This window comes from Virgibacillus halotolerans, from assembly GCF_016908515.1.
Taxonomy (GTDB): Bacteria; Bacillota; Bacilli; order Bacillales; family Amphibacillaceae; genus Virgibacillus_M; species Virgibacillus_M halotolerans.
The window spans coordinates 77628-102504 of the sequence record NZ_JAFBEA010000014.1; the positions used below are offsets into that span (position 1 = coordinate 77628).

General features: G+C 39.5%; 17 protein-coding genes and 2 pseudogenes. All 19 read left to right on the forward strand.

Going from position 1 to position 24877, the window contains the following annotated elements; all coding sequences use genetic code 11:
• The first annotated feature begins 20 nt into the window (after positions 1-20).
• The 19 genes and pseudogenes from JOC34_RS20995 (at position 21) to JOC34_RS21080 (ending at position 24768) form a co-directional block, all read left to right on the forward strand.
• Entirely contained in the window at positions 21-1010 is a 990-nt protein-coding gene (locus tag JOC34_RS20995; RefSeq protein WP_205138755.1) for an N-acetylglucosamine kinase, read from the forward strand.
• Positions 1011-1016: 6 nt separating this feature from the next.
• Positions 1017-1901, forward strand: coding sequence for an SIS domain-containing protein (locus JOC34_RS21000; protein WP_205138756.1), 885 nt, complete (start codon positions 1017-1019; stop codon positions 1899-1901).
• 256 nt (positions 1902-2157) lie between these two features.
• Entirely contained in the window at positions 2158-3057 is a 900-nt protein-coding gene (murQ, locus tag JOC34_RS21005; RefSeq protein ID WP_205138757.1) for an N-acetylmuramic acid 6-phosphate etherase, read from the forward strand.
• A gap of 178 nt (positions 3058-3235) precedes the next feature.
• Positions 3236-4525: an ABC transporter substrate-binding protein gene (locus tag JOC34_RS21010; RefSeq protein WP_205138775.1), complete on the forward strand. Its 1290-nt coding sequence runs from the start codon at positions 3236-3238 to the stop codon at positions 4523-4525.
• 239 nt (positions 4526-4764) lie between these two features.
• Positions 4765-5658, forward strand: coding sequence for a carbohydrate ABC transporter permease (locus tag JOC34_RS21015; protein WP_205138758.1), 894 nt, complete (start codon positions 4765-4767; stop codon positions 5656-5658).
• Positions 5659-5695: 37 nt separating this feature from the next.
• The gene (locus JOC34_RS21020) at positions 5696-6538 is read left to right on the forward strand and encodes a carbohydrate ABC transporter permease (protein ID WP_205138759.1); all 843 of its coding nucleotides are present in this window, start codon (positions 5696-5698) and stop codon (positions 6536-6538) included.
• 461 nt (positions 6539-6999) lie between these two features.
• Positions 7000-9054: a glycoside hydrolase family 3 protein gene (locus JOC34_RS21025; protein ID WP_239544650.1), complete on the forward strand. Its 2055-nt coding sequence runs from the start codon at positions 7000-7002 to the stop codon at positions 9052-9054.
• A 59-nt stretch (positions 9055-9113) separates the two neighbouring features.
• Positions 9114-9701 (forward strand): CalY family protein, encoded by a 588-nt coding sequence (locus JOC34_RS21030; protein ID WP_205138760.1) that lies wholly within the window; start codon positions 9114-9116, stop codon positions 9699-9701.
• Positions 9702-9934: 233 nt separating this feature from the next.
• Positions 9935-12454, forward strand: a pseudogene (gene ggt / locus JOC34_RS22325) (gamma-glutamyltransferase); the annotation flags it as partial.
• A gap of 179 nt (positions 12455-12633) precedes the next feature.
• Positions 12634-14175 (forward strand): M14 family metallopeptidase, encoded by a 1542-nt coding sequence (locus tag JOC34_RS21040; RefSeq protein ID WP_205138761.1) that lies wholly within the window; start codon positions 12634-12636, stop codon positions 14173-14175.
• 165 nt (positions 14176-14340) lie between these two features.
• A pseudogene (locus JOC34_RS21045) lies at positions 14341-15600 on the forward strand (exo-beta-N-acetylmuramidase NamZ family protein); the annotation flags it as partial.
• On the forward strand, positions 15577-15864 hold the full coding sequence (locus JOC34_RS22290) for an FIMAH domain-containing protein (protein WP_420856188.1): 288 nt from the start codon (positions 15577-15579) through the stop codon (positions 15862-15864). The pseudogene JOC34_RS21045 and the gene JOC34_RS22290, both read left to right, overlap by 24 nt.
• Positions 15865-16243: 379 nt before the next feature.
• Positions 16244-17722: a serine hydrolase domain-containing protein gene (locus tag JOC34_RS21050; RefSeq protein WP_205138763.1), complete on the forward strand. Its 1479-nt coding sequence runs from the start codon at positions 16244-16246 to the stop codon at positions 17720-17722.
• Positions 17723-17760: 38 nt separating this feature from the next.
• A complete protein-coding gene (locus tag JOC34_RS21055; RefSeq protein ID WP_239544651.1) occupies positions 17761-18906 on the forward strand; it encodes an endonuclease/exonuclease/phosphatase family protein in 1146 nt (381 codons plus the stop codon).
• Positions 18907-18953: 47 nt separating this feature from the next.
• A complete protein-coding gene (locus JOC34_RS21060; RefSeq protein WP_205138764.1) occupies positions 18954-20804 on the forward strand; it encodes an exo-beta-N-acetylmuramidase NamZ family protein in 1851 nt (616 codons plus the stop codon).
• A gap of 176 nt (positions 20805-20980) precedes the next feature.
• Positions 20981-21934, forward strand: coding sequence for an agmatinase family protein (locus tag JOC34_RS21065; protein WP_205138765.1), 954 nt, complete (start codon positions 20981-20983; stop codon positions 21932-21934).
• A 126-nt stretch (positions 21935-22060) separates the two neighbouring features.
• The gene (locus tag JOC34_RS21070; RefSeq protein WP_205138766.1) at positions 22061-23365 is read left to right on the forward strand and encodes a globin-coupled sensor protein; all 1305 of its coding nucleotides are present in this window, start codon (positions 22061-22063) and stop codon (positions 23363-23365) included.
• Between the two features lie 125 nt (positions 23366-23490).
• On the forward strand, positions 23491-23739 hold the full coding sequence (locus JOC34_RS21075; RefSeq protein WP_205138767.1) for a hypothetical protein: 249 nt from the start codon (positions 23491-23493) through the stop codon (positions 23737-23739).
• A gap of 111 nt (positions 23740-23850) precedes the next feature.
• Positions 23851-24768 carry a DMT family transporter gene (locus JOC34_RS21080; protein WP_205138768.1) on the forward strand — a complete coding sequence of 306 codons (918 nt, stop codon included), beginning with the start codon at positions 23851-23853 and terminating at the stop codon, positions 24766-24768.
• Positions 24769-24877: the final 109 nt, after the last annotated feature.

The following is a 24877-nucleotide window of genomic DNA, read 5'->3' on the forward strand; positions in this document are numbered from 1 at the left end:
ACATAAAAGGGTGAACAAAAATGACCTATCTAATCGGAATAGACGGTGGCGGTACAAAAACAGTGGCAATATTGGCTGATAGTGATGGTACCATTATAGCCAGTGCGACAGCGGGTCCCACTAATCCAAATGTAGTACCAAAAAAGGATTTACAGCATACGTTTGAAACACTTCTAAAAAGATTAGAAACGCAGGAACCTGATCCATATAAAAAGGCTACACTTCTATTTGCTGGGATTTCAGGCGCAGGAATAAAGCAATCACGCACAGACCTGATCCATATTTTAACGGGGCTTGTATCGACGCGAATCACCGTACAAGTTGAGTCAGATACGATTAATGCCCTATATTCAGGCACGTTCGGTGAGCCTGGAATCGTACAGATTGCTGGCACGGGTTCGATAACATATGGGATCAATAATCAATCTGAACATGACCGGGTTGGTGGGTGGGGTTATTTATTTGGTGATGAGGGCAGTGGCTTTGATATTGGTAGACAAGGAATCATGTCCGTATTAAAATCTGACGATGGGCGTGGCGAGGAAACAATATTGACTACGATGCTATATACCTATTTTAATGTAATGGAGGCACGTGCATTAATTCAAAAAATCTATACAGCTTCAAGCCCTAAGAACGAGATATCGCCACTTTCCAGGATTGTATTTTCCGCTTACAAAAAAGGGGATTTGGTTGCATCTAAGATTATAGATAATGTGATTGGTGAATTAAGCGCTAGTATCCTAACTTTGTATCGAAAACTCTTTGATACACAAGAAGTAGTGAAAGTCGTGCTATGTGGCGGTGTTTTTAATGAAGAAGATATCCTACCAAAGCTAATTAAAGCAGAATTAAATGATTTTAAACAAATTTCAATTCATGTTCCTGAAATGCCACCTGTTGGAGGATCAATCATTGGTTCTTATTTAATGCAGGGATCACTGCCTAATATAAACGTAGTAAATAATATAATAACATCGTTTCATTCATATAATATTAAAAGTAGGTGATGTAAAGTGTCCCATGTTAAAGGTGGGTTAGTGATACTAAAAGAAATGGTAAATAGTTTAGCGCCCTCAGAGAAGAAAATTGCTGAATATATTCTTGCGTACCCTGAAGAATCGATATTGTTAACAGCATTAATGCTAGGTGAAAAAAGCAATACCAGTAGTGCTGCAGTAATCCGTCTTTGTAAATCATTAGGATTTAGCGGCTTCCAGGAATTAAAAATCCGAGTTGCTGGCGATTTACAGGATACATCGGTGGCCGGCTATCGTGATATCGAACCGAATGAATCTTATAAAAATATTATTGATAAAGTAACTTCGAATACGATACAAACATTGAAAGAAACGGTAGATATTATGCATGTCACTGATCTTGAAAAGGCTGTAAAGACGCTTATCCATGCCAAATCGATTATTTTTGTCGGATTTGGTGCATCTTACATTGCGGCGAGCGATGCGGCGCAGAAATTTATCCGGATCGGCAAACACACCGAATCATTTTCCGATGTACATATGGCCGCGACTTCTATTGCTAATAAAGGTCCGGAAGATGTAGTTGTTGGTATATCTTTTTCCGGAAAGACGTATGAGGTAGTTAAATTACTTGATTTGGCACAGCAGAAAAAGGCCAAGACAATTAGTATAACGAAGTATGGAAATTCCCTGGTTACGGATTATGCTGATATTCATTTATATACTTCGGCTGCAAGGGAAGCAACATTTAGAAGTGGGGCAACCTCTTCACGTATCGCTCAACTACATGTAATTGATGTATTATTTATGTGCCTTGCCTCAGAGGAATATGAGGAAACAGTTGAACATTTAGATGAAACAAGAGAGGCAATTTCATTTCTGGAAGGGGAATCTGCGAAGAGACGAAAGAATGGCAATTAGCTAAAAATCGAAGGCCTAAATTTTGTAGGTCCTCATTCCAGCAAGCCATAAAATAATATAACTATTTAAGTGATAGCTAATTGACAAAATAATTCAATGGTCCTATAATGATAGAAAATTGTTAATTTAAACATAATGATTCTGCTGAAGTAATTATTTGGCTTTTTTATATTAGTAGGAAAGCAAAGCACATCATTCAATGTTTAAATAATTATTTTTTGAAAGCGCTTAAATTCCAGTGGAGGAGATAAAACAAATGGAACTATCCAAACTAACAACAGAAAAACGCAATCAGCAAAGTATGAATTTAGATCAAATGTCTACGCTGGAAATTTTAAAAACAATTAATACCGAGGATAAGAAGATTGCTGGTGCAGTAGAATTGGTATTACCTCAAATTGATATTGCCGTGGAACAAGCCTATAAGGCGCTAGCGGGTGGTGGTAGATTATTTTACATTGGTGCAGGCACGAGTGGACGTTTAGGTGTTATTGATGCATCAGAATGCCCACCAACATTCATGACACCGCCAGAAATGGTACAAACGGTGATGGCAGGGGGAAGCGATGCATTCTTTAATGCTGTGGAAGGTTCTGAAGACAATGAGGTACAAGGAGCAGCCGATCTAAAGGAACATCATTTTACAGCAAAAGATGTGGCAATTGGCATCACTGCCAGTGGAAGAACGCCATATCCAATTGGAGCCCTTAAATATGCGCAGGAAATGGGCGCTTATACAATTTCCTTGTCATGTAATGAAAACGCCTTAATTAGTGCGTATGCGGCGTGCGCGATTGAGGTACTTGTTGGACCAGAAGTTTTAACCGGATCAACAAGAATGAAAGCAGCTACCTCACATAAAATGATTTTAAATATGATCAGCACAACCGCAATGATCAAACTAGGTAAGGTGTATGAAAATCTAATGGTTGACGTACATGCAAGTAATTATAAATTAAAAGAGCGCGCCAAGCATACATTAATGGAAGTAACAAAAGTTTCTTATGAAGAAGCTGAGAGGATACTGCATTTGACGAATTATGAAGTAAAACCAGCGATTGTTATGCTTGAAGCAAGTGTAAATCTTCATCAGGCACAGGTTGCGATTGGACTGAATAAGGGGTATGTAAGAAATGCCATTCGTTATCTATCATAAAGATACGTTAATTGTCGGAAATTCCATTAATGGTTTACTAACTGTTAATGCATTTCAATTATAGCAAGATTGCATGTGGGTGAGCATTTATTGCTTTGCAAACTGCAAAAAAAGAAAAAAGGGGGAAAGACAATTGAGCGAATTACTTAAACGTCGCGGGGTTTTACTGTTTACTGCAATGTTACTGCTTGTATTCGCTGCTGCATGTTCATCCGATGATAAAACTTCGGGTGAATCAGATGACGCTGGCGGTGAGGATGGGAAAATTTCCGGGGAGCTTGAAATACAATATTTTGTTGGGGGTTACGGTGATTCCTGGTGGAAGGAAGTTATTTCCGATTTCGAGGATGAATATCCGGATGTAGAGGTTGTTGAACAGGCTGGTCCAAATATTAACGATGAAATGCGCTCACGCTGGGTTGCAAACGACCCACCTGACGTCGTTTATATTGATGGCGCAGGGTCAAGTGAAACGCAAATGGTTGAGGATGGACAATTGATGGATTTAACGGACTGGGTTCAGGATATCGAACTTGAAGGTGGCGATAAACTGATAGATAGTTTCATCGTTGATCCAGGAAAGTTTGACGGTGATATTTATACGTTACCACTTGTATTTGATACATGGGGAACGTGGTATGACAAAGCATTGTTTGAAGAAAAAGACTACGAAGTGCCGACAGATTTCGATAGTTTCATGGATTCCATGGAAAAAATCAAAGATAAAGAAGGAATTGACCCATTCGTAACCAGTGGGGAACACCCTTATTACTTCTTGCGTGGTATGCTTTATCCTGCATTTGGAGCGGCTGGTGGCGATGAGCTGCTTGCAGATGTGATTACAGGTAAAGAAGGTGCTTGGACAAGTGATGTTGTTCTTGACACGATGAAAAAGGTAGAAAAAATGCAAAAAGAAGGCATGTTTGATTCTGGGCTTGGTGCATTGAACCATACACAATCGCAAATGAATTTCTTACTACATGATAATGCATATATACCAGTAGGTTTCTGGTTGCCGAATGAAATGGAAAATGATATTCCGGATGGATTTGACTTTGGATTCATCCCATCACCAATGCAAGATAAAGGTGAACCGTATGCGATCGTTCCGGATTTAAGGCCTTTAGCGATTGCAGAAGAGGCAAAAAACCCCGAAGCTGCAAAGGCATTTATTGAATTTGCATTTACAAGAGATTATGCGATGTCATTCTCTGAACATACCGGAGCGATTATGAATCTAACGGAAGTAGATTTAACGGAAAATGATAAAGTTCCAGGTTATTTAACCGAAGCGAATGAGATGATTAATGATCCTGATCAAGTACAAATTTATGAAAAACCACATCCAATGAGTGCTGATTTAGAAACACCTGTTGGAGACGCATTAATGTCACTCATGTTAGGTAATATGACCGCAGAGGAATTTACTGAAGCGGCAGAAAAGGCGGCAGCCGATTATCGTGATTAAGTAAAAATGTGAGTATGGAATGGAGAGGTGGTACGTGTTGCCTTTCCATTCCATCCATTTATCACGTATTAACGGGCTGTAATACCCCCATCTTTAAGCGTAAGTAAACCGAGAACTCAGAAGGTGGGGCATAAAACGGCCAGTTCCTGATTCTGTTCAACTAACATTTAGCGGGGGAGAAAGACACCCCCTACTAAATGAAGTTTCACTTTATCTTCACACTGGGAAAGGGTGATGAAATGGTACAGTCAAAAAAACAAAAGTATACGTTTTTGGCATTTTGCTTACTTCCTACTTTTATTATGTTTGCTATATTTACACTTTATCCTTTGTTTAGTGGTTTGTACTATTCATTCTTTGATTGGTCAGGATCCTCCCATGTAAAGGAATTTATTGGTTTTGATAACTACATAAAATTAATCAACGATTCAATCATTCCGGGAACAATTATTCATGATTATTTCCTTGTCGTAACAAAGGTTATTGGGATTATGATTTTAGCGATGTTTTTTGCCGTTGCCTTAACACAATTAAAAATAAAAGAAGCACCGTTTTATCGGATCGTATTTTTCTTCCCGAACATTATGTCTGTTGTAGTTATTGGGATACTCTGGACATTTATTTATAACCCAAGCTTAGGATTAGTTAATTCTGGTCTTGAATATCTAGGGCTGGATAGCTGGACAAGGCCATGGCTCGGAAGCGAAAAGTGGGCATTGCCGAGTCTAGTATTACCCTCTATATGGGCAGGTATCGGGTTATTCATGCTGATGCTGATGGGTGGTATTGCCAACGTGTCGAAGAGTTATTATGAAGCAGCAGAAATTGATGGCGCCAATGAGTGGCAACAATTTTGGAAAGTTACTTTGCCGTTAGTCTGGCCGCAGATCAAAATATCAGTCCTTTATATTGTTATTACAACGCTAAATGGTTCCTTTATTATCGTTCAGGTAATGACTGGCGGTGGGCCTAATAATGCAACACATGTGATGGGTTCCTACCTTTATCAGCAGGCATTTGTACAATATAATTTTGGTTATGGCGCAACAATCGGTGTGATGATTTTAATCCTTTCATTAATTACAGTGCTCATTTTACAGCTCCTTATGCGTAAGGAAAAAGTAGAATACTAGGTTGATTGGATATTAATGGAAAAGGGAGGGGAGAACCATGAAGCGTAGTGTTGGTGAAATATTAGGTAGAGCTGGTATACGAATTCCACTTATTTTATGGAGTATTGCAGTATTATACCCTATTTTTTGGATGTTTCTCGGTTCATTTAAATCGAACGCGGAGATATATCGAAATCCCTGGGGATTCCCCGAATCATTCAGTTGGACAAATTTTACGGAAGCGTGGACAAATTTTAATATTGACACGAGTGTTTTTAACAGTTTGTTTGTAACAGTACTTGGTGCTTTCCTAACCTTAGCACTTGCCGTACCAACTGCTTATGCGATTGAACGGCTGAAATTTCGGGGAAGTAATTTTCTATTTATGTTATATGTATCAGCGATGATGATTCCGATGGTATTAGGTTGGATTCCGTTATTCTTCTTACTGATGGATTTTAATTTGCTTAATAATTTGGTTGGTCTATCCATTGTTTATGCGGTAAGTCAGCTACCATTTACGATATTCGTGCTAACAAGTTTTATGAGTACGATTCCGAAATCGCTGGAGGAATCTGCAGCGATTGACGGACTATCCCCATATGGTGTGTTGTTAAAAGTGATTACACCTTTGAGCATGTCGGGGATCATAACGGTAACAATTATGAATGCGATCCAGTTTTGGAATGAGTATTTTATGGCATTAATTTTTCTGCAAAGTAAGGATAAATATACATTAGCCCTCGCCATTGATTATATTAGTAGTGAAGCAGAATATACCAATGCCTGGGGAACATTGTTTGCAAGTCTTGTTATCGCCATTGTTCCAGTTATTATTCTTTATGCTATCTTCCAACAACGGATCTCAAAAGGCATGACAGAAGGAGCGATTAAAGGATAGTCATATAGTAATTTGTAATGACAATCAGTTGTTAGCTGGTTGTCTTTTTTTGGAAAAAATTCATTTATCATTCGACGAAAATCGACAAATAAAAAAATGCATCAAATAAAATATCTCTTCATAGAAAATACCGCTTGCAATGGATGGGTAAATAAGACTATGAATAAAATTGAACCTGAGCCTTTGCCATGACGTATAGACAGGAACCAGACGAAGTACCTAACACAACTAAAGCAAGCACTAGTACTTATTGTTCAATTTTGAATAATCAAACATATACGACGGAATTCGACAACATTTTCAAATCAATTCTATTAAAATAGTAGTAGAAACAATTGATATTGACAGTCAGAAGCGCATGAAAATTATTTATGGAGATGGAGGTTTGTCAATGGTTGTATAAAAATGTTGTAAACGCTTTCTGTGAGAGGTTAAGACAACTGAATAAAGGAGGAATCCATTTGAAGCTTCGACGCTGGATAACGCTGATGTCACTGGCTCTACTTATTCTGATGCTCCCGCTGTATGCTTTTGCGGAAAAGGATAAAACACGAGGATCTGATGGAAACGATGGTGAAGTAAATAATGATGAGATTCATAAAAAGATGGAAGAAATGACAGTAGAAGAAAAAATCGGTCAGCTTTTTATTGTCCATGTTTATGGAAAAACGCCAACAGATGAAAATTATGAAGATATAAATCTAGACAATAACCGGGGTGGTAAAAACTTTCAAGAAGTGATTGAAAACTATCATGTTGGTGGTGTGATTTATTTTAATTGGACAGACAACATTGGTATGCCACTTGATAAGAAGCAAGTGAATGGATTATCAAATGGTTTACAAGAAATAGCGATGGAACAGGATACAGAAATCCCACTATTTATTTCGACAGATCAGGAAGGCGGAATTGTGCAAAGGGTTACAAGTCCAGGAACTGTTTTTCCAGGGAATATGGCGCTTGGTGCTATTGGATCAGAAGCATATGCAACGCAGAGCGCAAGTATATTGGGCAAAGAATTAAATAGTCTCGGCATTAACATGAACTTTGCGCCTTCCGTTGATGTCAATATGAATCCAGAAAACCCGGTCATTGGTATTCGTTCTTTTGGTGAAGATCCTGATCTGGTGTCACGTCTGGGTGTTGCTCAAATGAATGCCTATAAGGATGAAAATGTGATGGCTTCCGCAAAGCATTTTCCAGGCCATGGGGATACGGATACAGACTCGCATTTTGGTCTGCCAATTATTGACCATGATCTTGAAACATTACACGAAGTTGATTTGAAGCCCTTTAAAGCAGCTATTGATGCAGGAATTGACTCGATTATGACTGCACACATCGTCGTACCTGCGTTGGATGATTCAGGATTGCCGGCCACATTATCTAAGCCGATTCTTACTGATTTACTGCGTGAAGAGATGGGATACGATGGTTTAATCATCACAGACAGCCTAGGTATGTCCGGTGCAAATGTATATCCGGCTGATCAGGTACCAGTTGAAGCACTAAAAGCCGGTGTGGATGTTTTATTAAATCCACCAGATGTAGCAGTTGCTTATAATGGTGTGTTGGATGCTGTTGAAAGTGGAGAGATCAGTGAAGAAAGGTTGAATGAATCTGTTTATCGTATATTGAAATCAAAAATGGATCATGGTTTGTTTGAGGATCCCTATACAGATTCAGATGCAATTGAAAATATTGGAACAGAAGCACATTTGCAAACAGCGGATGAAATTGCAAATAAAAGCATTACCCTAGTTAAAAACGATCATCAACAATTGCCATTGAAGCAATCCGAAAATGTATTAGTAACCGGTCCATCGGAAGCACAACCTGAGTTACTCTCCAATCAATTAAATGAAAAAGGGATTAAATCAGACAGTTTGGAAACGAGTATGAGTCCGACGAAGGAACAAATAGACGAGGCGGTAGAAGAGGCGAGAGAAGCAGATACAGTTATTATTACCACCTATTCTGCTAATACAAATGAAGCACAACAGCAAATGGTTAATGAAATTCAGAAAACGGACAAGTCAGTGATTGTAGCAGCACTTCGTAATCCATATGATTTAATGGTTTTTCCAGAAGTGGACACGTATATCAACACATACAGTTACCTGGATGTATCTGTTGAAGCACTCGCCAAAGTGATCATAGGCGACGTGAATCCATTTGGTCAACTACCTGTTACGTTACCAGGCTTGTATGAGATGGGACATGGATTAAATTATATTGATACACCACTAAGTGCAGCAGGAATGAAGACACTTGTTGAACAGTTGGATGTGGACGGGGAAATAAACAGCGAATCTAGCAGTCGTCTTTTAATGACACATCTTGCAGCAGTAAATCAATATGAAAAAAAGGAATTGACGGACAAGGTATTGAAGCATATGGATAGTTTTCAGCTGTTGTTAGAAAAACTGAAAGATGATGAAGTGATTACAGCTAAAGCATATAGCTATCTAGATACAGAAAGTGAAAGATTGATAGCGCATTGGAACAATAAATAAAATTTGGTTACTATTTTGCTGAGGTAATAGGGGTTACTAAAAAACAAGGAGGAATGGAATTGGGAATTAAAAAACAGTTAGGTATGGGTGTGCTGTCGGCGGCACTTGGAATAGCATTAATTGGTGGGGGAACCTATGCTTATTTCAGTTCGAGTGAGACAACCAATAATACATTCGCAACAGGAACGTTGGATTTAGCGGTTGAACCAACAACGGTAATTGAGGTAGGGGATCTTAAACCAGGAGACTGGGTCATTCGTGATTTTGAATTACAAAATAATGGTTCGTTGGATATAGAGAAGGTTTACCTGGATACGGATTATAATGTGGTTGATGCGCAAGGCGACAATACAGAAGACTTTGGGAAGTATATTGAAGTAGAGTTTCTTTATAACGCGGACAAGCTAGATGAAGTCATTTATGAGACAACTTTGGATAAGTTAAAAGAGATGAGTCCTGAAGCGGTGAACGAGCATATCTTTTATCCGACGCTTGGTGAGAAAGGTCTTCCATCCGGAGATATTGATGACCTAGTTGTAAAGTTTAACTTTGTAGATAATGGCGAAGATCAAAACGAGTTTCAGGGGGATTCACTAAACTTGGAATGGACATTTAATGCGGAGCAGACAGCCGGAGACGAACAATAACCCTGTAGATTGGGAGAGCTATTTCTAAAAAAATATTGCAACTATAACGTTCATTATTTAGCCGAAGCAAACATTGACCTAGGAGGGATTAATTGCAGAACAAGAAAGTAAAATTACTATCTATTTTGTTTACGATACTACTCGTATTTAGCATGAGTGTTCCAACGGGATATGCTGATAACACAGGATATGAACCCGAAAATCCTGGGGTGAAACCGGAACAAACAGCAGAAGGTGATTTGGGGATGGTTGTAACAGCACATCCCCTCGCTTCAAAAGTTGGTGCGGATGTGTTGAAGCAAGGTGGTAATGCAGTTGACGCAGCTGTTGCGATTCAATTTGCTTTAAACGTTAACGAACCAATGATGTCCGGTATTGGCGGTGGTAGCTTTCTAATGTACTATGACGCCGAGGAGGAAGATGTTTCCGTAATTAACAGCCGGGAACGTGCTCCAGATGGTGCAACACCTGATATGTTTATGGATAAAAGTAATATTGTAACAGGTGAAGGTAACTTCTTGTTAAGCGCAATTGAGCAAAATAACGATGGGGGTGGCGCATTTCATATCGGGGAAGTAACGGTGAATGATTTAGACAGTCCGGATTCTGATGAGCCTGCTTTTCATTATAATTTCGAAGGTGAGCAAGGAGCAGTCTGGGATTTTGATAAATTTGACCTAGACGAACGAGGAACAAACTTTACATTAGATCATGATGGGGGGCTGATTGCTTTTGGTGAGCCAGTAGGCAGTAATAAAACTTCCTTTGGTCGAACTACCCCAGTAATGGAACCGATAGAAAATAGTGAGTTGCAGGTCAGATTTCGGACAGATGATCCTGGGGATGACAGACGGTTAAGATTCTGGCTTCGTGCCGATGAATACAGAGCAGGCAGTACTTTTGCGAAAAATGGCTACGGGATTGAAATTGATACAAAAACGAACGAGTTGAAATTAATACAATCCAAAGACGCAACAAGTTCAACACTAGGTACTGTACAATTTGATAGAACCACAGATTGGCAATCGTTACGCTTTCAGGTTGATGGTGATGAGCTCAAACTAAGTATGTGGGAAGATGGTACCGATGAACCGGAAGAATGGGACCTGGAAACGGTTTCTGGTATGGTAATACCATTCTCTGAACGTGTTCAAAGCGGGCGTTCAGTTGGTGTTCCAGGTACGTTGAAGGGCTTAGAAACAGCAAACAACGAGTGGGGAACGATGTCATTGGAAGAACTCATTCAGCCTTCCGTCGAAATGGCAGAGGAAGGTGTTAAGGTGAATTGGGTGCTGGCGGATGCGATTGAAAGTAATCAAGATAAATTGTCGCATACTGCTGCTAAGGATGTATTTATGCCGGAAGGGCAGCCACTAGAGGAAGGGGATTTGCTTGTACAAAAAGATCTTGCCAAAACATTTAGGTTGATAGGTGAGCAAGGTGTAGATGCGCTTTACGGTGGGGAAATTGGTGAAGCACTTGTAGAAGAAGTGCGCGACTTCGACAGCAGCATGACCACAGAGGATCTTGAACATTATGATGTGACGCACGATACGGCTGTTTGGGGAAATTATCTTGGCTATGATATTGCCTCTATGCCTCCACCAAGTTCTGGGGGATTGACAGCACTGCAGCTACTTAAAATGTTTGAAGACATCGATTTGACGCAGTATGACGTAAGGTCAGCGGAAAAATACCATTATATGACGGAGGCAATGCATCTTGCCTATGCTGACAGAGGTGCTTATATGGGGGATCCGGAATATGTCGATGTACCAGGAGAAGGATTACTCCATTCTGACTATGTTAGTAAGCGTGTTAAAGAGATCGATTCGGATAAGGCAAACCCGAATGTACAACCTGGTGATCCATGGGAATATCAGGAAGGTGAACCTAATGCAATTGTAGAACAAGTCGATGATAAGGAAGATGGTGAAACGACCCATTTCACAGTGGCAGACCAATGGGGGAATCTTGTTTCGAATACGACAACCATTGAACAGTTATTTGGATCAGGAATTATGGTGCCCGGATACGGTGTGATGCTGAACAATGAACTAACAGATTTTGATGCAATACCTGGTGGTTCAAACGAAATCCAGCCGAATAAGCGTCCTTTAAGCAGTATGACACCCTCCATTATTTTTAAGGACGATAAGCCTTTCATGACAGTGGGTTCGCCGGGAGGGGCGACGATTATTACCTCTGTGATGCAAACGATTGTTAATGTAATCGGATATGATATGGATCTGAAAGATGCGATTGAAGAACCACGCATTTACAGTAATCAATATCCGAGCATCCGATGGGAGTATGGTATTCCAGATGATGTAAGACAAGAGCTACAGCAGAAGGGGCATTCATGGGAATCCGAGCCACAAGAAATTGGGAATGTGAATAGTATCTTACTGGATTCTGAAAGCGGACACTATATTGGTGCCGCCGATTCCACTAGAGAGGGAGTCGCGATTGGTGTGTCATCTGAAGAAGCCAGTGTGAACCACATGAAAGAGCTTGTAACCGAATTGGAAGAAGATGGCGAAATTGTAGATCAAAAAACTGCCCGTTTATTACAGACGCACTTAACATCTGTGGCACACTACGAGGCTAATGAATCGATGGATAAGGCTGTGAAACACATGAATAGTTTTAAACAATTGATAGCTCAGCAGGAAGAAGAGGCGTTACTATCGGAACAGGCATTGAACGTATTAACAAATGAGGCTAATGCCCTGCTTTCAATGTGGAAATAACAAGATTATTTTATCCACCTAGCATAAGTGTTTATGTTAGGTGGTGTAGCTATATGAAAGCGGAATTTGCAACTATTAATAATAGGTATTCATACTAGATTTTATCGTATGGTAATCGTTTTTAATATCTGCATTTAAAATATATTGAATATTTTAAATTAAAGTTCAAGGAGGAAACGATGAATAATCATATTTGGACAAAAACATTATCATTTGTAACGGTTTTATTATTGTTTATAACGCTAAGTCCGATGTCTGGAAAGGCAGCTACTTCTGATTCATCGGAAGATTTACCAACGACTGGATTCGAGGAACGCGATGGAGATGGTTGGACAACGCTTGATGAAGAATTCGAATTTATTAAGGAAGTAGCGGAAAAATCTGATAGAGTATCCTATTCTCAGGTGGGGACTTCTGTTGAGGGAAGACCATTTTATATGGTACGAGTTGGTTTCCCAGAGCCCCCATCAGACGAAGATATTGCAGATGGACGAAATATATTGATCATGGGGACCCCACATGGCAATGAACCAGCTGGTAGGGAAATGACGTTAAAAAAATTGCGTGATTTAGCATTTACAGATGACCAGAAAATGATTGACCAATTAAGTGAATCTACAGTGCTATTCATACCGACGCCGAACCCGGATGGTAGGGAAGCCAATACACGTGGAAATGCTTGGGGGTTGGATAATAACCGTGACCATCTACAATTGGAGACACCAGAAATACAGGCAATAGCTGAAGTGATGGATCAATTTAGTCCAGATATCACTGTAGATGCTCATGAAAGGCCAAGGGATACTGGTGATCCTGATGTTGAAATGCTTTGGCCACGTAACCTGAATGTAGATGAGCAATTACGTGAATTAAATATAGAGATGGTAGAGAATTACTTATTCCCTGATGTGGAGGAATCTGGTTTCTCAACTGGCCTTTATGGTACACCTCCAGGTTCTGGTAGTGGCTCTGAAAGAATTTTACGTAATATGGGAGGTCTACGTCATGGGCTGTCTTTATTGGTCGAAACTCCTGGGATGGCAGACCCAGTAGATCGTGTTGATATGCATATGCGAACGATAGAATCCGTGCTGAGATTTTATGAAGAACGTTTCGATGATGTTGGAAAAGTAGTAAGTGAAGCGCCGAAACGTAAAAAAGAAGCAGGCGGCAATCAAGATAAATTCTATTTAGATGGAACCCATGATTGGGATCAGTCGGAATGGATTGCAATGGATCTCGCTCCAACTGGCTATCTGATAAATAACGCACAAGCTACAGTAATTAGTAAACAAATTGAATTATTTTCATTGGAAACAGAATCTATTGATGAATATGGAGAGTACGTCACAATGAACCAGCCAATGATGACAATCATACCGCTTCTTCTTGATGCTGGAGCATCTTTCAATGAGGTTGATGGTGTGGCATTATATGATCGTACAAATCCAGGGAGTGCAGAAAACATGAAAGCACAAGTTGAACACTTTGAAAATGAGGGGGAATTCACAAATGAAGAAGCTTCCCATTCGTTAAAGGTACATTTAGCCGCAGTGGATCAATTTGAACAGCAAAATAAAGCAGAAAAAGTTGTAAAGCACATGAAAGGCTTCAATCAGTTGCTGGATCAACAGATGGAAGATGATCAGGTTTCTGAAGCGGCATATAACAACCTGGTAGCATATGCTGAGTACTTGATTGAAAAGTGGGATATCAACTGATAAAAAATCTTTACAATACGGACAAGTTGAAGGAAGTATCTTTGAGGTGTCATTCAATCAGTTAAAAGAAGATTGAGTATGAAGGGGGTAAGTTAAGTCTTACCCCCCTTCGTTTTAAATGCTTATATCAAGCAGGATAAAATTGTTATATGGGAGGTAAATCATATGAAAAGATGGTATATTGCTGTGTTTGCGATTTTTCTTGTCACATCATTTACAATGCTAACAGGCAGCACAGATGTGATGGGAAAAGCGGACGATGATGGCGAAGAAGATTTTCAATTAGGTGTGGAGGTATTACTGAACGACGAATTGGATGAGATTAAAGGTAAAAATGTTGGACTGATTACGAATCCAACAGGGGTCGATCAGAATTTAAATAGTATTGTTGATTTGTTGTATAACCATGAGGATGTAAATCTTGTAGCACTGTATGGTCCTGAACACGGTGTACGTGGCGATGCACAAGCGGGTGAAGGAGTTGAATATTATATTGATGAAAAGACAGGTCTACCTGTGTACAGCTTGTATGGGGACACGAAGAAACCAACACCGGAAATGTTGGAAGGTGTTGATGTGCTGGTATTTGATATTCAAGATGTTGGCGCCCGGTTTTACACGTATATTTATACAATGGCATATGCCATGGAAGCTGCAGCAGAAAACGATATTGAAATCATTGTCCTGGATCGTCCAAACCCAATCTCAGGTGATGAAGTAGAAGGGCCAATCCTTGATCCGGAATATGCTTCATTCGTTGGCATGTATCCGATTCCACAGCGACATGGGATGACGGTCGGTGAGCTTGCGAAGTTATTCAATGAAGAATTTGATATTGAAGCAAATCTTAAGGTTGTCCAAATGCGGGGCTGGAAGCGGTCGATGTATTACGATGATACGCCGCTTGCATGGGTGTTACCGTCACCAAACATGCCGACACTCGATACGGCACTTGTCTATCCAGGGACAGCACTAATAGAAGGAACAAATCTATCTGAAGGAAGGGGAACAACTAAACCATTTGAATTAATTGGTGCACCCTTTATTGATGGAGACGCCCTTGCAAAGCAATTAAATGATGCAGATCTACCTGGCGTTCGATTCAGAGCAGCATATTTCACACCACAGTCATCTAAACATGCTGGTGAACTTTCTGGTGGGATTGAACTATATGTAACAGATCGAGAAGCCTATCAAACGATAAAAACTGGTTTGACGATCGTGAAAACAATTCATGATATGTACCCGAATGATTTTGCCTTTGGTGCTGAAAGCAATGACGGTGTATCATTTTTTGATAATTTAATAGGTAATGGCTGGGTGCGTGAAAAAATAAAAGAAGGCGCTTCCGTGGAGGAAATTACAGATAAATGGGAGGGCGAACTGCAAGCATTTAGCGATGTGCGTAGAAACTATTTGATTTATACGTTGAATGTAGATGATATTAAAACGACGGTGGAAGACTTAGAGAAAAAAGGAGAAATGACCGACCAAGAAGCAGTACGTGCGTTACAAATGCATCTCACTGCAGTAGGACAATATGAAGATAAAGGGTTGAAAGAAAAGGTTGTCAAACACATGAAAAGCTTTATCCAACTACTAGATCACCAAAAGGAAAATGGGCTCATTTCTGAAGAGGCTTATGAAACACTTAGCTCGGATTCTAAATCATTGATGAAGCAGTGGTAATAAGGACAAGCCTTCCATTGCTAGAAGAGCAATGGAAGGCTTTGTACGTTCTTAAAGCATAGGAAAGTATAAACGAAGGGCGTTATCTAGTTGTCGCTCAGATTTATATTGACCTAATGAATGTCGGTGTTGCTACAAGAAAGCAAACTAAAAATATATCTAAAAATATATCATCTAGGATGGGAGCGGAGGGAAGTCGACTCCAGCGGGAAAAGCAACAACTGAGGATCCCTTGAAAGCGTTCTTTGCTTTCAAGGAAGCTGAAGTGTTGCCCGGGGAAAGCGACTACCTGTAGCGGACATCTTACTTGATGGGAGATCCATAAGGAACAAGTGGTTTGCTTGGTTTTTCTTAAAATAATAGAAAAGGGGAGAGGGAAATGAAAAGAGGATTTAATTTAGTAATAGTCTTTTTTATGTTGTTTCTTACAATGATCTCAGCGGAAACTGGTTACGCATCAACTGTAGAACTGCAGCCTGACACACCACAAAATGTTGACATGCTGGATCAACCGCTGCATGAAATAGATGCAGCCATTGATCAATCAATGGGCGAAAGGGAAATTCCTGGAGCAGTCGTGTTAGTAGCCAAGGACGGTAAAATTGTTAAACATGATGCGTACGGATATGCAGCACGTTATTTGGATGATGAATTTACAGAAATGGATCAACCCGTGCCGATGCAAAAAGATACGATTTTTGACGTGGCTTCCATGTCTAAATTGTTTACTGCAACTGCAGTGATGCAACTGTGGGATCAAGGGAAATTTGATCTGGACGATCCGGTCGTTAACTATATTCCGGAGTTTGCAGTAAACGCTAAGGATGATGTTACAATCCGGCAGTTACTTACCCACACGTCGGGATTCAGTCCTTCGCCACAGGAATCACTTTATAAAATTGATGGTAACCGTGATGACCGTTTAAATTATGTATTGGAACAACCTTTGGAAAATCAGCCTGGGACGGCGTATGTATACAGCGATGTTAATTATCTAACTTTAGGCGTGTTGATTGAACGTTTAAGCGGACAACGTGAAGATATCTTTGTCAATGAAAATATTATAAAACCTTTGGAAATGACAGATACGATGTATAATCCACCAAATACGATAAAAGATCGCGTTGCTGCTACAGAGTATCAGCCGTGGACAAACCGAGGGTTAGTTTGGGGAAGTGTTCATGACGAGAATGCCTGGGCGCTCGATGGTATTGCAGGGCAAGCAGGCATTTTCAGCTCGGCTGAAGACTTAGCCGTATTTGGGCAAATGATGTTAAATAGAGGAAGTTATCAAGGGGAAGAAATTATTTCTGAGCAAGCATTTGACCTGGTAAATACAAATTGGAATGAAGATTTCCCAGGACAAGATCAAGGACTTGGTTGGGAATTAAATCAGGATTGGTATATGGACGGTCTCGCTGAAAGCAATACAATGGGACATACTGGTTATACAGGAACGTCGATCGTTGTTAGTCCAAATAAAAATACGATTGTGATATTGCTTACAAATCGGGTTCACCCAACAAGAGATACGCCATCCACCAATCCAATCCGCAAAAAGGTATCGGAAAAAACAGCTTATGCAATAAATGCGTGGAGTGCAGCTAATATGAAAAAACTTGTAGAAAAACTTGAAGATGACAACGAATTTGAAAATGTTAATGTCGCCTATACTTTGAAATTACATTTAACTGCTGTCAACCAATATGAAAAAACAGAATCAGATGAAAAAGTCATCAAGCATATGGAAAGTTTTAAACGATTGCTTGATCATCAACTGGAAGATGATTTAATTTCGGAGGATGTCTATGAAACACTTAAAACAAGCGCTGATTATTTAATTGATAAGTGGCAATAAATTATTGCTAAATTAATAACTATGGAGGTGGAACCTACATGAACAAGCGATACATGATTATTTTTGCACTGTTTCTTTTGTTTTCGCCGCTATCAAAAGTGATGGCTAACGATGAAAATGATAATCCAATACCAGAACAGCATAGCAGTGAAATCAATGCTACAGTCACAACTTATAATTTACAGGCTGGAATGGGAACGGATGGAAAATATGATCTCGATCGAATTGCTAATACGATCCGGGAAACAGGTGCAGATATTATTGGCTTGGAAGAGGTGGATGTTCATTGGGGAGATCGTAGTGAATATGAAAACACAATTAAATTATTAGCTGAAAAATTGGACATGGAATATTTTTTTGCACCGATTTATGATTTAGACCCATCTGTGCCAGGGGAACCTAGACAACAATTTGGTGTCGCGGTTTTAAGTAAATATCCTATTTCACATGCGGAAAATCATGATATTACGAGATTGTCTACCCAAGATCCGGATCCTGAACCGGAGTTAGCACCAGGATTTCTTGAAGCGCAGATCGATGTTGATGGAGCGGAAGTTTGGTTTTATGTGACGCATCTGGACTATCGAGCAGATCCAATTGTAAGGGAAATGCAAGTCAGTGACATGCTAGCTATCATGTCTGATCATCATTACAATATATTGGTCGGGGACATGAATGCTTCTCCTGACGCAGAAGAACTGGCACCACTCTTTTATTGGTTTGATGATGCATGGGATAAAACGCAGGATCAGCAGCTTGGTTATACATTTCCTACAGAGGATCCAATTAAGCGGATTGATTATGTACTTACTTCACCAAGAATGAATGTGAACGATACCTTTATTACGCTATCACAGGCGTCCGATCATTTGCCTGTAACGGCAGACATCACATTAGTGCGTGGAAATCACTCACTAACAGTAGAAGGGGTGAAAGTGCTGGTAGAAGCGTTTAAGCAGCAAGGGGAAATTTACGATCAAGATACCGCCCATATATTAAACATGCATTTAACTGTAGTTCAATATTTTGAACAACAGCATATGACGGAGAAGGCTGTTAAACATCTGGATAATTTTAATTTGCTACTGGATGAACAGAGAGACAAAAACTTAATTTCTGAGGATACTTATCACACACTACACTCAGATACAGCATATTTGATTGATAGATGGGGCGCACATTGATAGGGAGTTATACCAATCAGTAATCGGGTGAGAGGAGCTGATTAATAATGAAAAATTACGCTAGTCTAGGCTGGCCATTGGTTGTTGGCATGCTTGTCGCAGTTCTTATTTTAACTATTGTGGAACAGCCAGCTACAGCTAAAAAAGATCATGGGAAGTCAAATGAAAAGGTAATTCCTGGTATTGAAGTCTTTTTGGAAAAACATGTTGATTGGGTGAAAGATAAGCGGGTTGGGTTGATCACAAATCCAACTGGTGTGGATAGGGAAATGCAAAGTGATATTAATCTGCTTTTTAATAACAGTAATGTTAATCTGACTGCATTGTTTGGTCCAGAACATGGCATCCGTGGTGATCGAGAAGCAGGTGAATATGTGGAATCATATGTGGATGAACAAACAGGATTACCTGTTTATAGTTTGTATGGCCCGACATGGCAACCAACCGAAGAAATGCTAGAAGACGTTGACGTTTTACTTTTTGATATTCAGGACATTGGCTCAAATGTGTATACGTATATTTATACGCTTGGTTTTGCGATGGAAGCTGCAGCACAATATGATAAAGAGTTGATCGTGCTTGATAGACCGAATGCGGCAGGTGGCGATAAAGTGGAAGGGCCTGTTCGGGATCCGGGAACGGTTAGTTTTATGGGGAGGTTCCTGCTTCCGGTACGCCATGGTATGACTGTCGGGGAGCTAGCAACGATGTGGAACCATGAATATAGCCTAGGTATTGGTTTAAAAGTGGCACAAATGTCAGGTTGGGAACGGACTATGCATTATGAAGATACGGGGCTTCCATGGGTTCAACCATCGCCAAATATTCCAACACCAACATCGGCTGATTTATATGCTGGTACAGAGCTAGTTGAAGATACAAATTTGACGACAGGTTTAGGGACAACCAAACCATTTGAATTACTCGGAGCGCCCTGGATCGATGCCGACGTACTAGCTGCTGAATTAAATAGCAGAGATATTGCTGGGTTGCGTTTTCGACCAGCACACTTTACACCAGAATTTAGTAAGTATAAAGGTGAATTAGTCTCGGGTGTTCAAGTTCATATTGATGATTCGCACGAAATTGATCTTGTTGCGTTGGGGTTGCATTTGATAGATGCGATGCGTGATCAGGATCCTGAAAATTTTTCAATAGATGCATCATATGGTCAATTAATTGGTGATCCAGACGTTCGGAAGATGATAGTTGACGGACGACCTGTAGATGAAATCATGGAGAGTTGGCAGGAGGAATTGGAAGCGTGGAAGAACAACGTCCGAAACAAATATTTATTGTATCCTCCATATCCAGATGATGGTGAGCCATATGAAAAACAATCGGTTCTTGGTATTTTACCACTAGATGTTGAAACATCTCCGGGAGAGGAAATCGACCTGACTGTTCATGGTGTCGATGAACAAGGTGTTAAGCTAGATGTTGATCAAAATGAGGTGAAGTGGCAAGTAGAGGGTGGTATTGGCATAGTTGAAAATGGCATGTTCATACCTGATAAACAGGGCGAAGGGAAATTAACTGCTTCCTATAACGGACTAAGTACAGAACGAAAAGTTACTGTTGATCAAAATATAATTAATAATATTCGTCATGCTGCTCACAGTAATTACACCCGAGTGGTATTTGACCTTAATAAAAATACAGATTATGAAATAGGAGAAACAAAGGGAAAACTGATTTTAAAGGTTCCACATACTTTAAAAGGTGATGAATTAGAAGAATCCGGGGTGGTCAACATACAAAACAGCCCGGTAGTTTCTAAAAACGATTATCGGTTTGAAGCGGAAGCATTTATTGCAGAAATTCAGTTGAAAGAGGAATCGGTTGCTTTTGAAACACCTTCCTTTTCCGATCGAATTGTTATAGATGTAATGCACTAATAAACAAACGACAATTAGATTATTATCTGGTTGTCGTTTGTTTATGGAGAATAAAAAGTAGAACAAAGCTTATGATTGGATTATTTTGATAAATCATAATTTCGTGTTTTAATAGTAATATGAAGGGAATTTGATAAGTTAGCGCGCATGAAATAATTGTACAGGAGTGGTAATCAATGAAAAAGGAAATGTTATATGGCAATACTCCCTGTTTTTTAGGTGGGAAAAAAGTTAAATTAAATAAGGATAATATAGATGATCGAGATGTTTTGATTTATGGTGTTCCTTGGGAAGGGTCTGTTACATGGGGGGACTATACGGGGTGTGAACTGGGTCCGAAAGTGATTCGCTTAAATTCAGCCCGTTATTCTGGTTATCTACCGGAATTGGATGATATGGATGTACTGAGTCACTATCAGATTGGTGATTTAGGTGATGTAGATGTAGTCCCAGCGGATACAATAGAAACCATGCGTCGCATTGAAAAATTTGCCAGCGATGTATGGAAAACAAATAAATTTCCAGTCGCTTTTGGCGGAGACCACGGCATTACTTATCCAATTGTGAAAGCATTAAGTGAAGAAATTGATGGAAAAGTTGGGATCATTCATTTGGATGCCCATTATGACAATTACAAAGAATATGAGGGAGATCTATATGCACGGAGCACCCCTTTCCATCGAATTTATGAGAGCGAAAGTGTTCGTAATGAAAGTATTGTTCATATGGGAATTCATGGTCCACGAAATGCACCTGAAACAGGTAAATATGCCAAAGAGGTTGGTGCAACTACCATTTCCGTTCGCGAAGTTCGCAAAGCGAAGGATTTAGCGGAACTTGCCGGTCAGGCCTATGCGATTGCCAGTAAAGGAACGGAGGCTGTTTACCTAAGTATTTGTAGCGATGTACTCGATTTCGCTTTTAATCCGGGTGGTCCGGTTGATGGAAATGGCTTAACGTCTTATGAACTTTTGGAATTGGTTCATGCGTTTGCTAAATTGGGTATTCGTGGCATGGATTATGTAGAGGTTTATCCGCAACAAGATACCAATGATAATTCATCCCATTTCGTAAGTTACGCTGTACTGTATGCCTTGGCGGGAAATATATTAAGAGAACAGAAGGGTTAATGTATGAAGCCACTTTCCAATCGGAGAGTGGTTTTTTTGTTGAAATAGCGACAATGACCTACAACATCTGAATATAAAACCGATATTATCAATAGGAAGTTTTATATGATGAGGAGAGACGCCCACATGAAATTACTTTTTAGTAGAAATAAACAAGTGAATGAACCATCTTTACTAGAAAAAAGTAAGCAACTGCATCCTGTCGTTGAGGTTGAAAAAGGCTCAGATCTGGAAAAACAATTGAACATGCTTGATCTTACGGAAGCAGATTTTGCTGTGGCCCAAGTTCTTAAACCATTTGTTGAAGAAAATAATACAGCTATCATTGATGGGTTTTATGAAAACCTGGAACATAATCCAGCCCTTATTAAAATGATCAACGAAAATAGTTCAATTGAGCGATTGAAACAATCATTAAACAAACATATTGTGGAAATGTTTGCTGGAGAAATTAATGAAGCATTTATCCAGAGGCGCAAAATGATTGCACACATTCACGTGAATATTGGATTGACACAGAAGTGGTACATAGGTTCATTCCAAAAAATATTTGACGGATTGATCATGCTGTTGAGGGATGAATTTTCAAATGAAGCAGACTTTTTACTAGTAGTAAGTGTGGTTAACAAGCTATTAAATTTAGAACAGCAAGTGGTATTGGAAGCATATGATGAGGAAGTTATGCGGCAAAAAGAAACAGAAGCGGAGCAAAGGGAAGAACTGATTGATTCATTGGAAGAAACGTCGATGGAACTTGCTTCTCTTGCGGAGGAAACGAATGCATCAATTGAAGAAATGACTGCACAGGTAAATATCATTACTGCAAATTCAAAAACGGCTACTGAGCTGGCGGAAGAAGCAAAGGAAGTGGCTGATCAGGGGAGAAATCATCTGGCAGTCATGAATACTTCTATAGAAAATATGGAACAGGGAACAACAAAAGTGAATGAAGAGATGACAGGCTTGGAGGAGACATCCACACAAATTAAAGAAATTATTGGAATTGTAAAGTCGATAGCAGACCAGACTAATTTGCTTGCGTTAAACGCGTCGATTGAGGCCGCCAGGGCGGGTGAACACGGGCGCGGTTTTGCAGTAGTAGCTGATGAAGTGCGTAAATTGGCGGAGCAAACAGCGAACTCCGTTACCAATGTGACAGAATTGATCAATCAAACAAATGATCAGGTATTAAACAGTGCCTCCTCTATCAAGGAAGTTCGGGGATTTTTAACGAATGTTCGGGAGCAGATGAAAACAACTGAAAACGCGTTTGGGAAAATAAACGGTAGTATGGAAAAGACAAAGGACAGTAACGCAAGGAATCAGGCTGATTTAGAAGTATTTAGTCAAGCGATTCGGGAAATTGAGGAATCAGCAGCAACGATCACCACATCAGCCGATAAATTAAATCATATGATGGACAAAGGATAAAGTTAGTATTGTGGGGGTCTTTAGACCTATTCATGTAAATTAAAATCATTCTAAATACTCTTGTTGTCGGTTAATGTTCATGATAACATAACTTTAATGAACAGAATTAGAGAGGAAAGAATGTATTGAGAAAAAAGATGATAGATGACCTTTTGCAATCCATCAGTAAATTATCTGAAGATGTGAAGGAATTACAATCCAACAGTCGTCATTTGTATGATCTGATAGCAAACACAGAAATGAATATGGAACGTGTTAATTTTAAGTTATTACGTTTGCGGCAGGACATCTTTATTTTGGATCAGAAGTTTGTTCGTGTTGTAAAACTTTGGGAAATTAGAGAAAATAAATTTATAGCGAAGAAAGCAATATAAAAGCGTGCATACTGCAGGCTTTATTTTTTTGCTGTAATTGTTTTGTTTGGTGCCGTTCCTTGATAACTGCTATGATTAAATTTCATCTAATTAATCAAAGGAGTAAAAATTATGAAAAAATCCTTCGCCGATTTTATTCCACAAAATAAGAGTTTCATATGGTTGATCATTTTAATTATAACGCTATTATGGGGCTATGCATGGGTACTTATGAAATCCGCTCTTCTATATATGGGGCCTTTTACTTTTTCAGCGTTTCGTTTTGGAACAGGGGCAATAACGTTACTATTTGTTGTTTTAATACTTAAAATCGGATTGCCACCAAAACAATATTGGAAACATTTAATCGTAGTTGGTATTTTACAAACCTCGATTGTTTTTCTATTTGTCATGTATGGCTTGGAGTTTGTTGGCGCTGGAAAAGCATCTGTTTTACTCTATTCCATGCCCATGTGGAGTAGCATGCTTGCAGCAAGGTTCTTGGGAGAAAAGTTGACACCTTCCAAATTCACTGGATTATTAATCGGGATGGTAGGACTATTGACCATTCTAGGCTGGGATATTTGGGCAGGGCAAAGTTTTGAAATGATTTTTGGCGAAATCCTTATCATCATTGCGGCGGTATCATGGGGGATAGCAAATGTTTACTATCGACTCCATGTGCAGGATTTGCCAAAAATACAAGCATCTGGATTTCAAATGTTATTTGGAACGATCGGAATTATCATTGCTACCCTGTTTATGGAGTGGGGCGAACCAGTCGTGTTAAATGCACATAGTATTTATTATATTTTATTTACTGGTGTGTTTGCTTCTGCATTGTGTTTTACAGTCTGGTTTGTGGTGATCAGTTTAATCGATATGGTGACGGCTACGATCGCTACCTTGCTGGTACCAATATTTGGACTCGTATTTAGCAGTCTCTTATTGGATGAGAAAATGACGATGAGTATTTTAATTGGATCCGGATTGATTATTATTGGAATTATTATAGCGCAAGTAAAAGTGAAAAGACCTCGCCCTGATTGAACTGCCCCCTGTCCAGTAGACAGTGGAAATAATAAAATAATTTAGGCGGCCATAGTCCTATATTCTATAGGGCTGTGGCCATTTAATTTGTCTTGATATCTTTCATGAT

Excerpts from the sequence above, each read along its gene's own strand:
- JOC34_RS20995 (WP_205138755.1), top strand. The coding sequence starts at position 21 with ATGACCTATCTAATCGGAATAGACGGTGGCGGTACAAAAACAGTGGCA.
- murQ (WP_205138757.1), top strand. The coding sequence starts at position 2,158 with ATGGAACTATCCAAACTAACAACAGAAAAACGCAATCAGCAAAGTATG.
- JOC34_RS21010 (WP_205138775.1), top strand. The coding sequence starts at position 3,236 with ATGTTACTGCTTGTATTCGCTGCTGCATGTTCATCCGATGATAAAACT.
- JOC34_RS21015 (WP_205138758.1), top strand. The coding sequence starts at position 4,765 with ATGGTACAGTCAAAAAAACAAAAGTATACGTTTTTGGCATTTTGCTTA.
- JOC34_RS21020 (WP_205138759.1), top strand. The coding sequence starts at position 5,696 with ATGAAGCGTAGTGTTGGTGAAATATTAGGTAGAGCTGGTATACGAATT.
- JOC34_RS21040 (WP_205138761.1), top strand. The coding sequence starts at position 12,634 with ATGAATAATCATATTTGGACAAAAACATTATCATTTGTAACGGTTTTA.
- JOC34_RS21050 (WP_205138763.1), top strand. The coding sequence starts at position 16,244 with ATGAAAAGAGGATTTAATTTAGTAATAGTCTTTTTTATGTTGTTTCTT.
- JOC34_RS21055 (WP_239544651.1), top strand. The coding sequence starts at position 17,761 with ATGAACAAGCGATACATGATTATTTTTGCACTGTTTCTTTTGTTTTCG.
- JOC34_RS21060 (WP_205138764.1), top strand. The coding sequence starts at position 18,954 with ATGAAAAATTACGCTAGTCTAGGCTGGCCATTGGTTGTTGGCATGCTT.
- JOC34_RS21065 (WP_205138765.1), top strand. The coding sequence starts at position 20,981 with ATGAAAAAGGAAATGTTATATGGCAATACTCCCTGTTTTTTAGGTGGG.
- JOC34_RS21070 (WP_205138766.1), top strand. The coding sequence starts at position 22,061 with ATGAAATTACTTTTTAGTAGAAATAAACAAGTGAATGAACCATCTTTA.
- JOC34_RS21080 (WP_205138768.1), top strand. The coding sequence starts at position 23,851 with ATGAAAAAATCCTTCGCCGATTTTATTCCACAAAATAAGAGTTTCATA.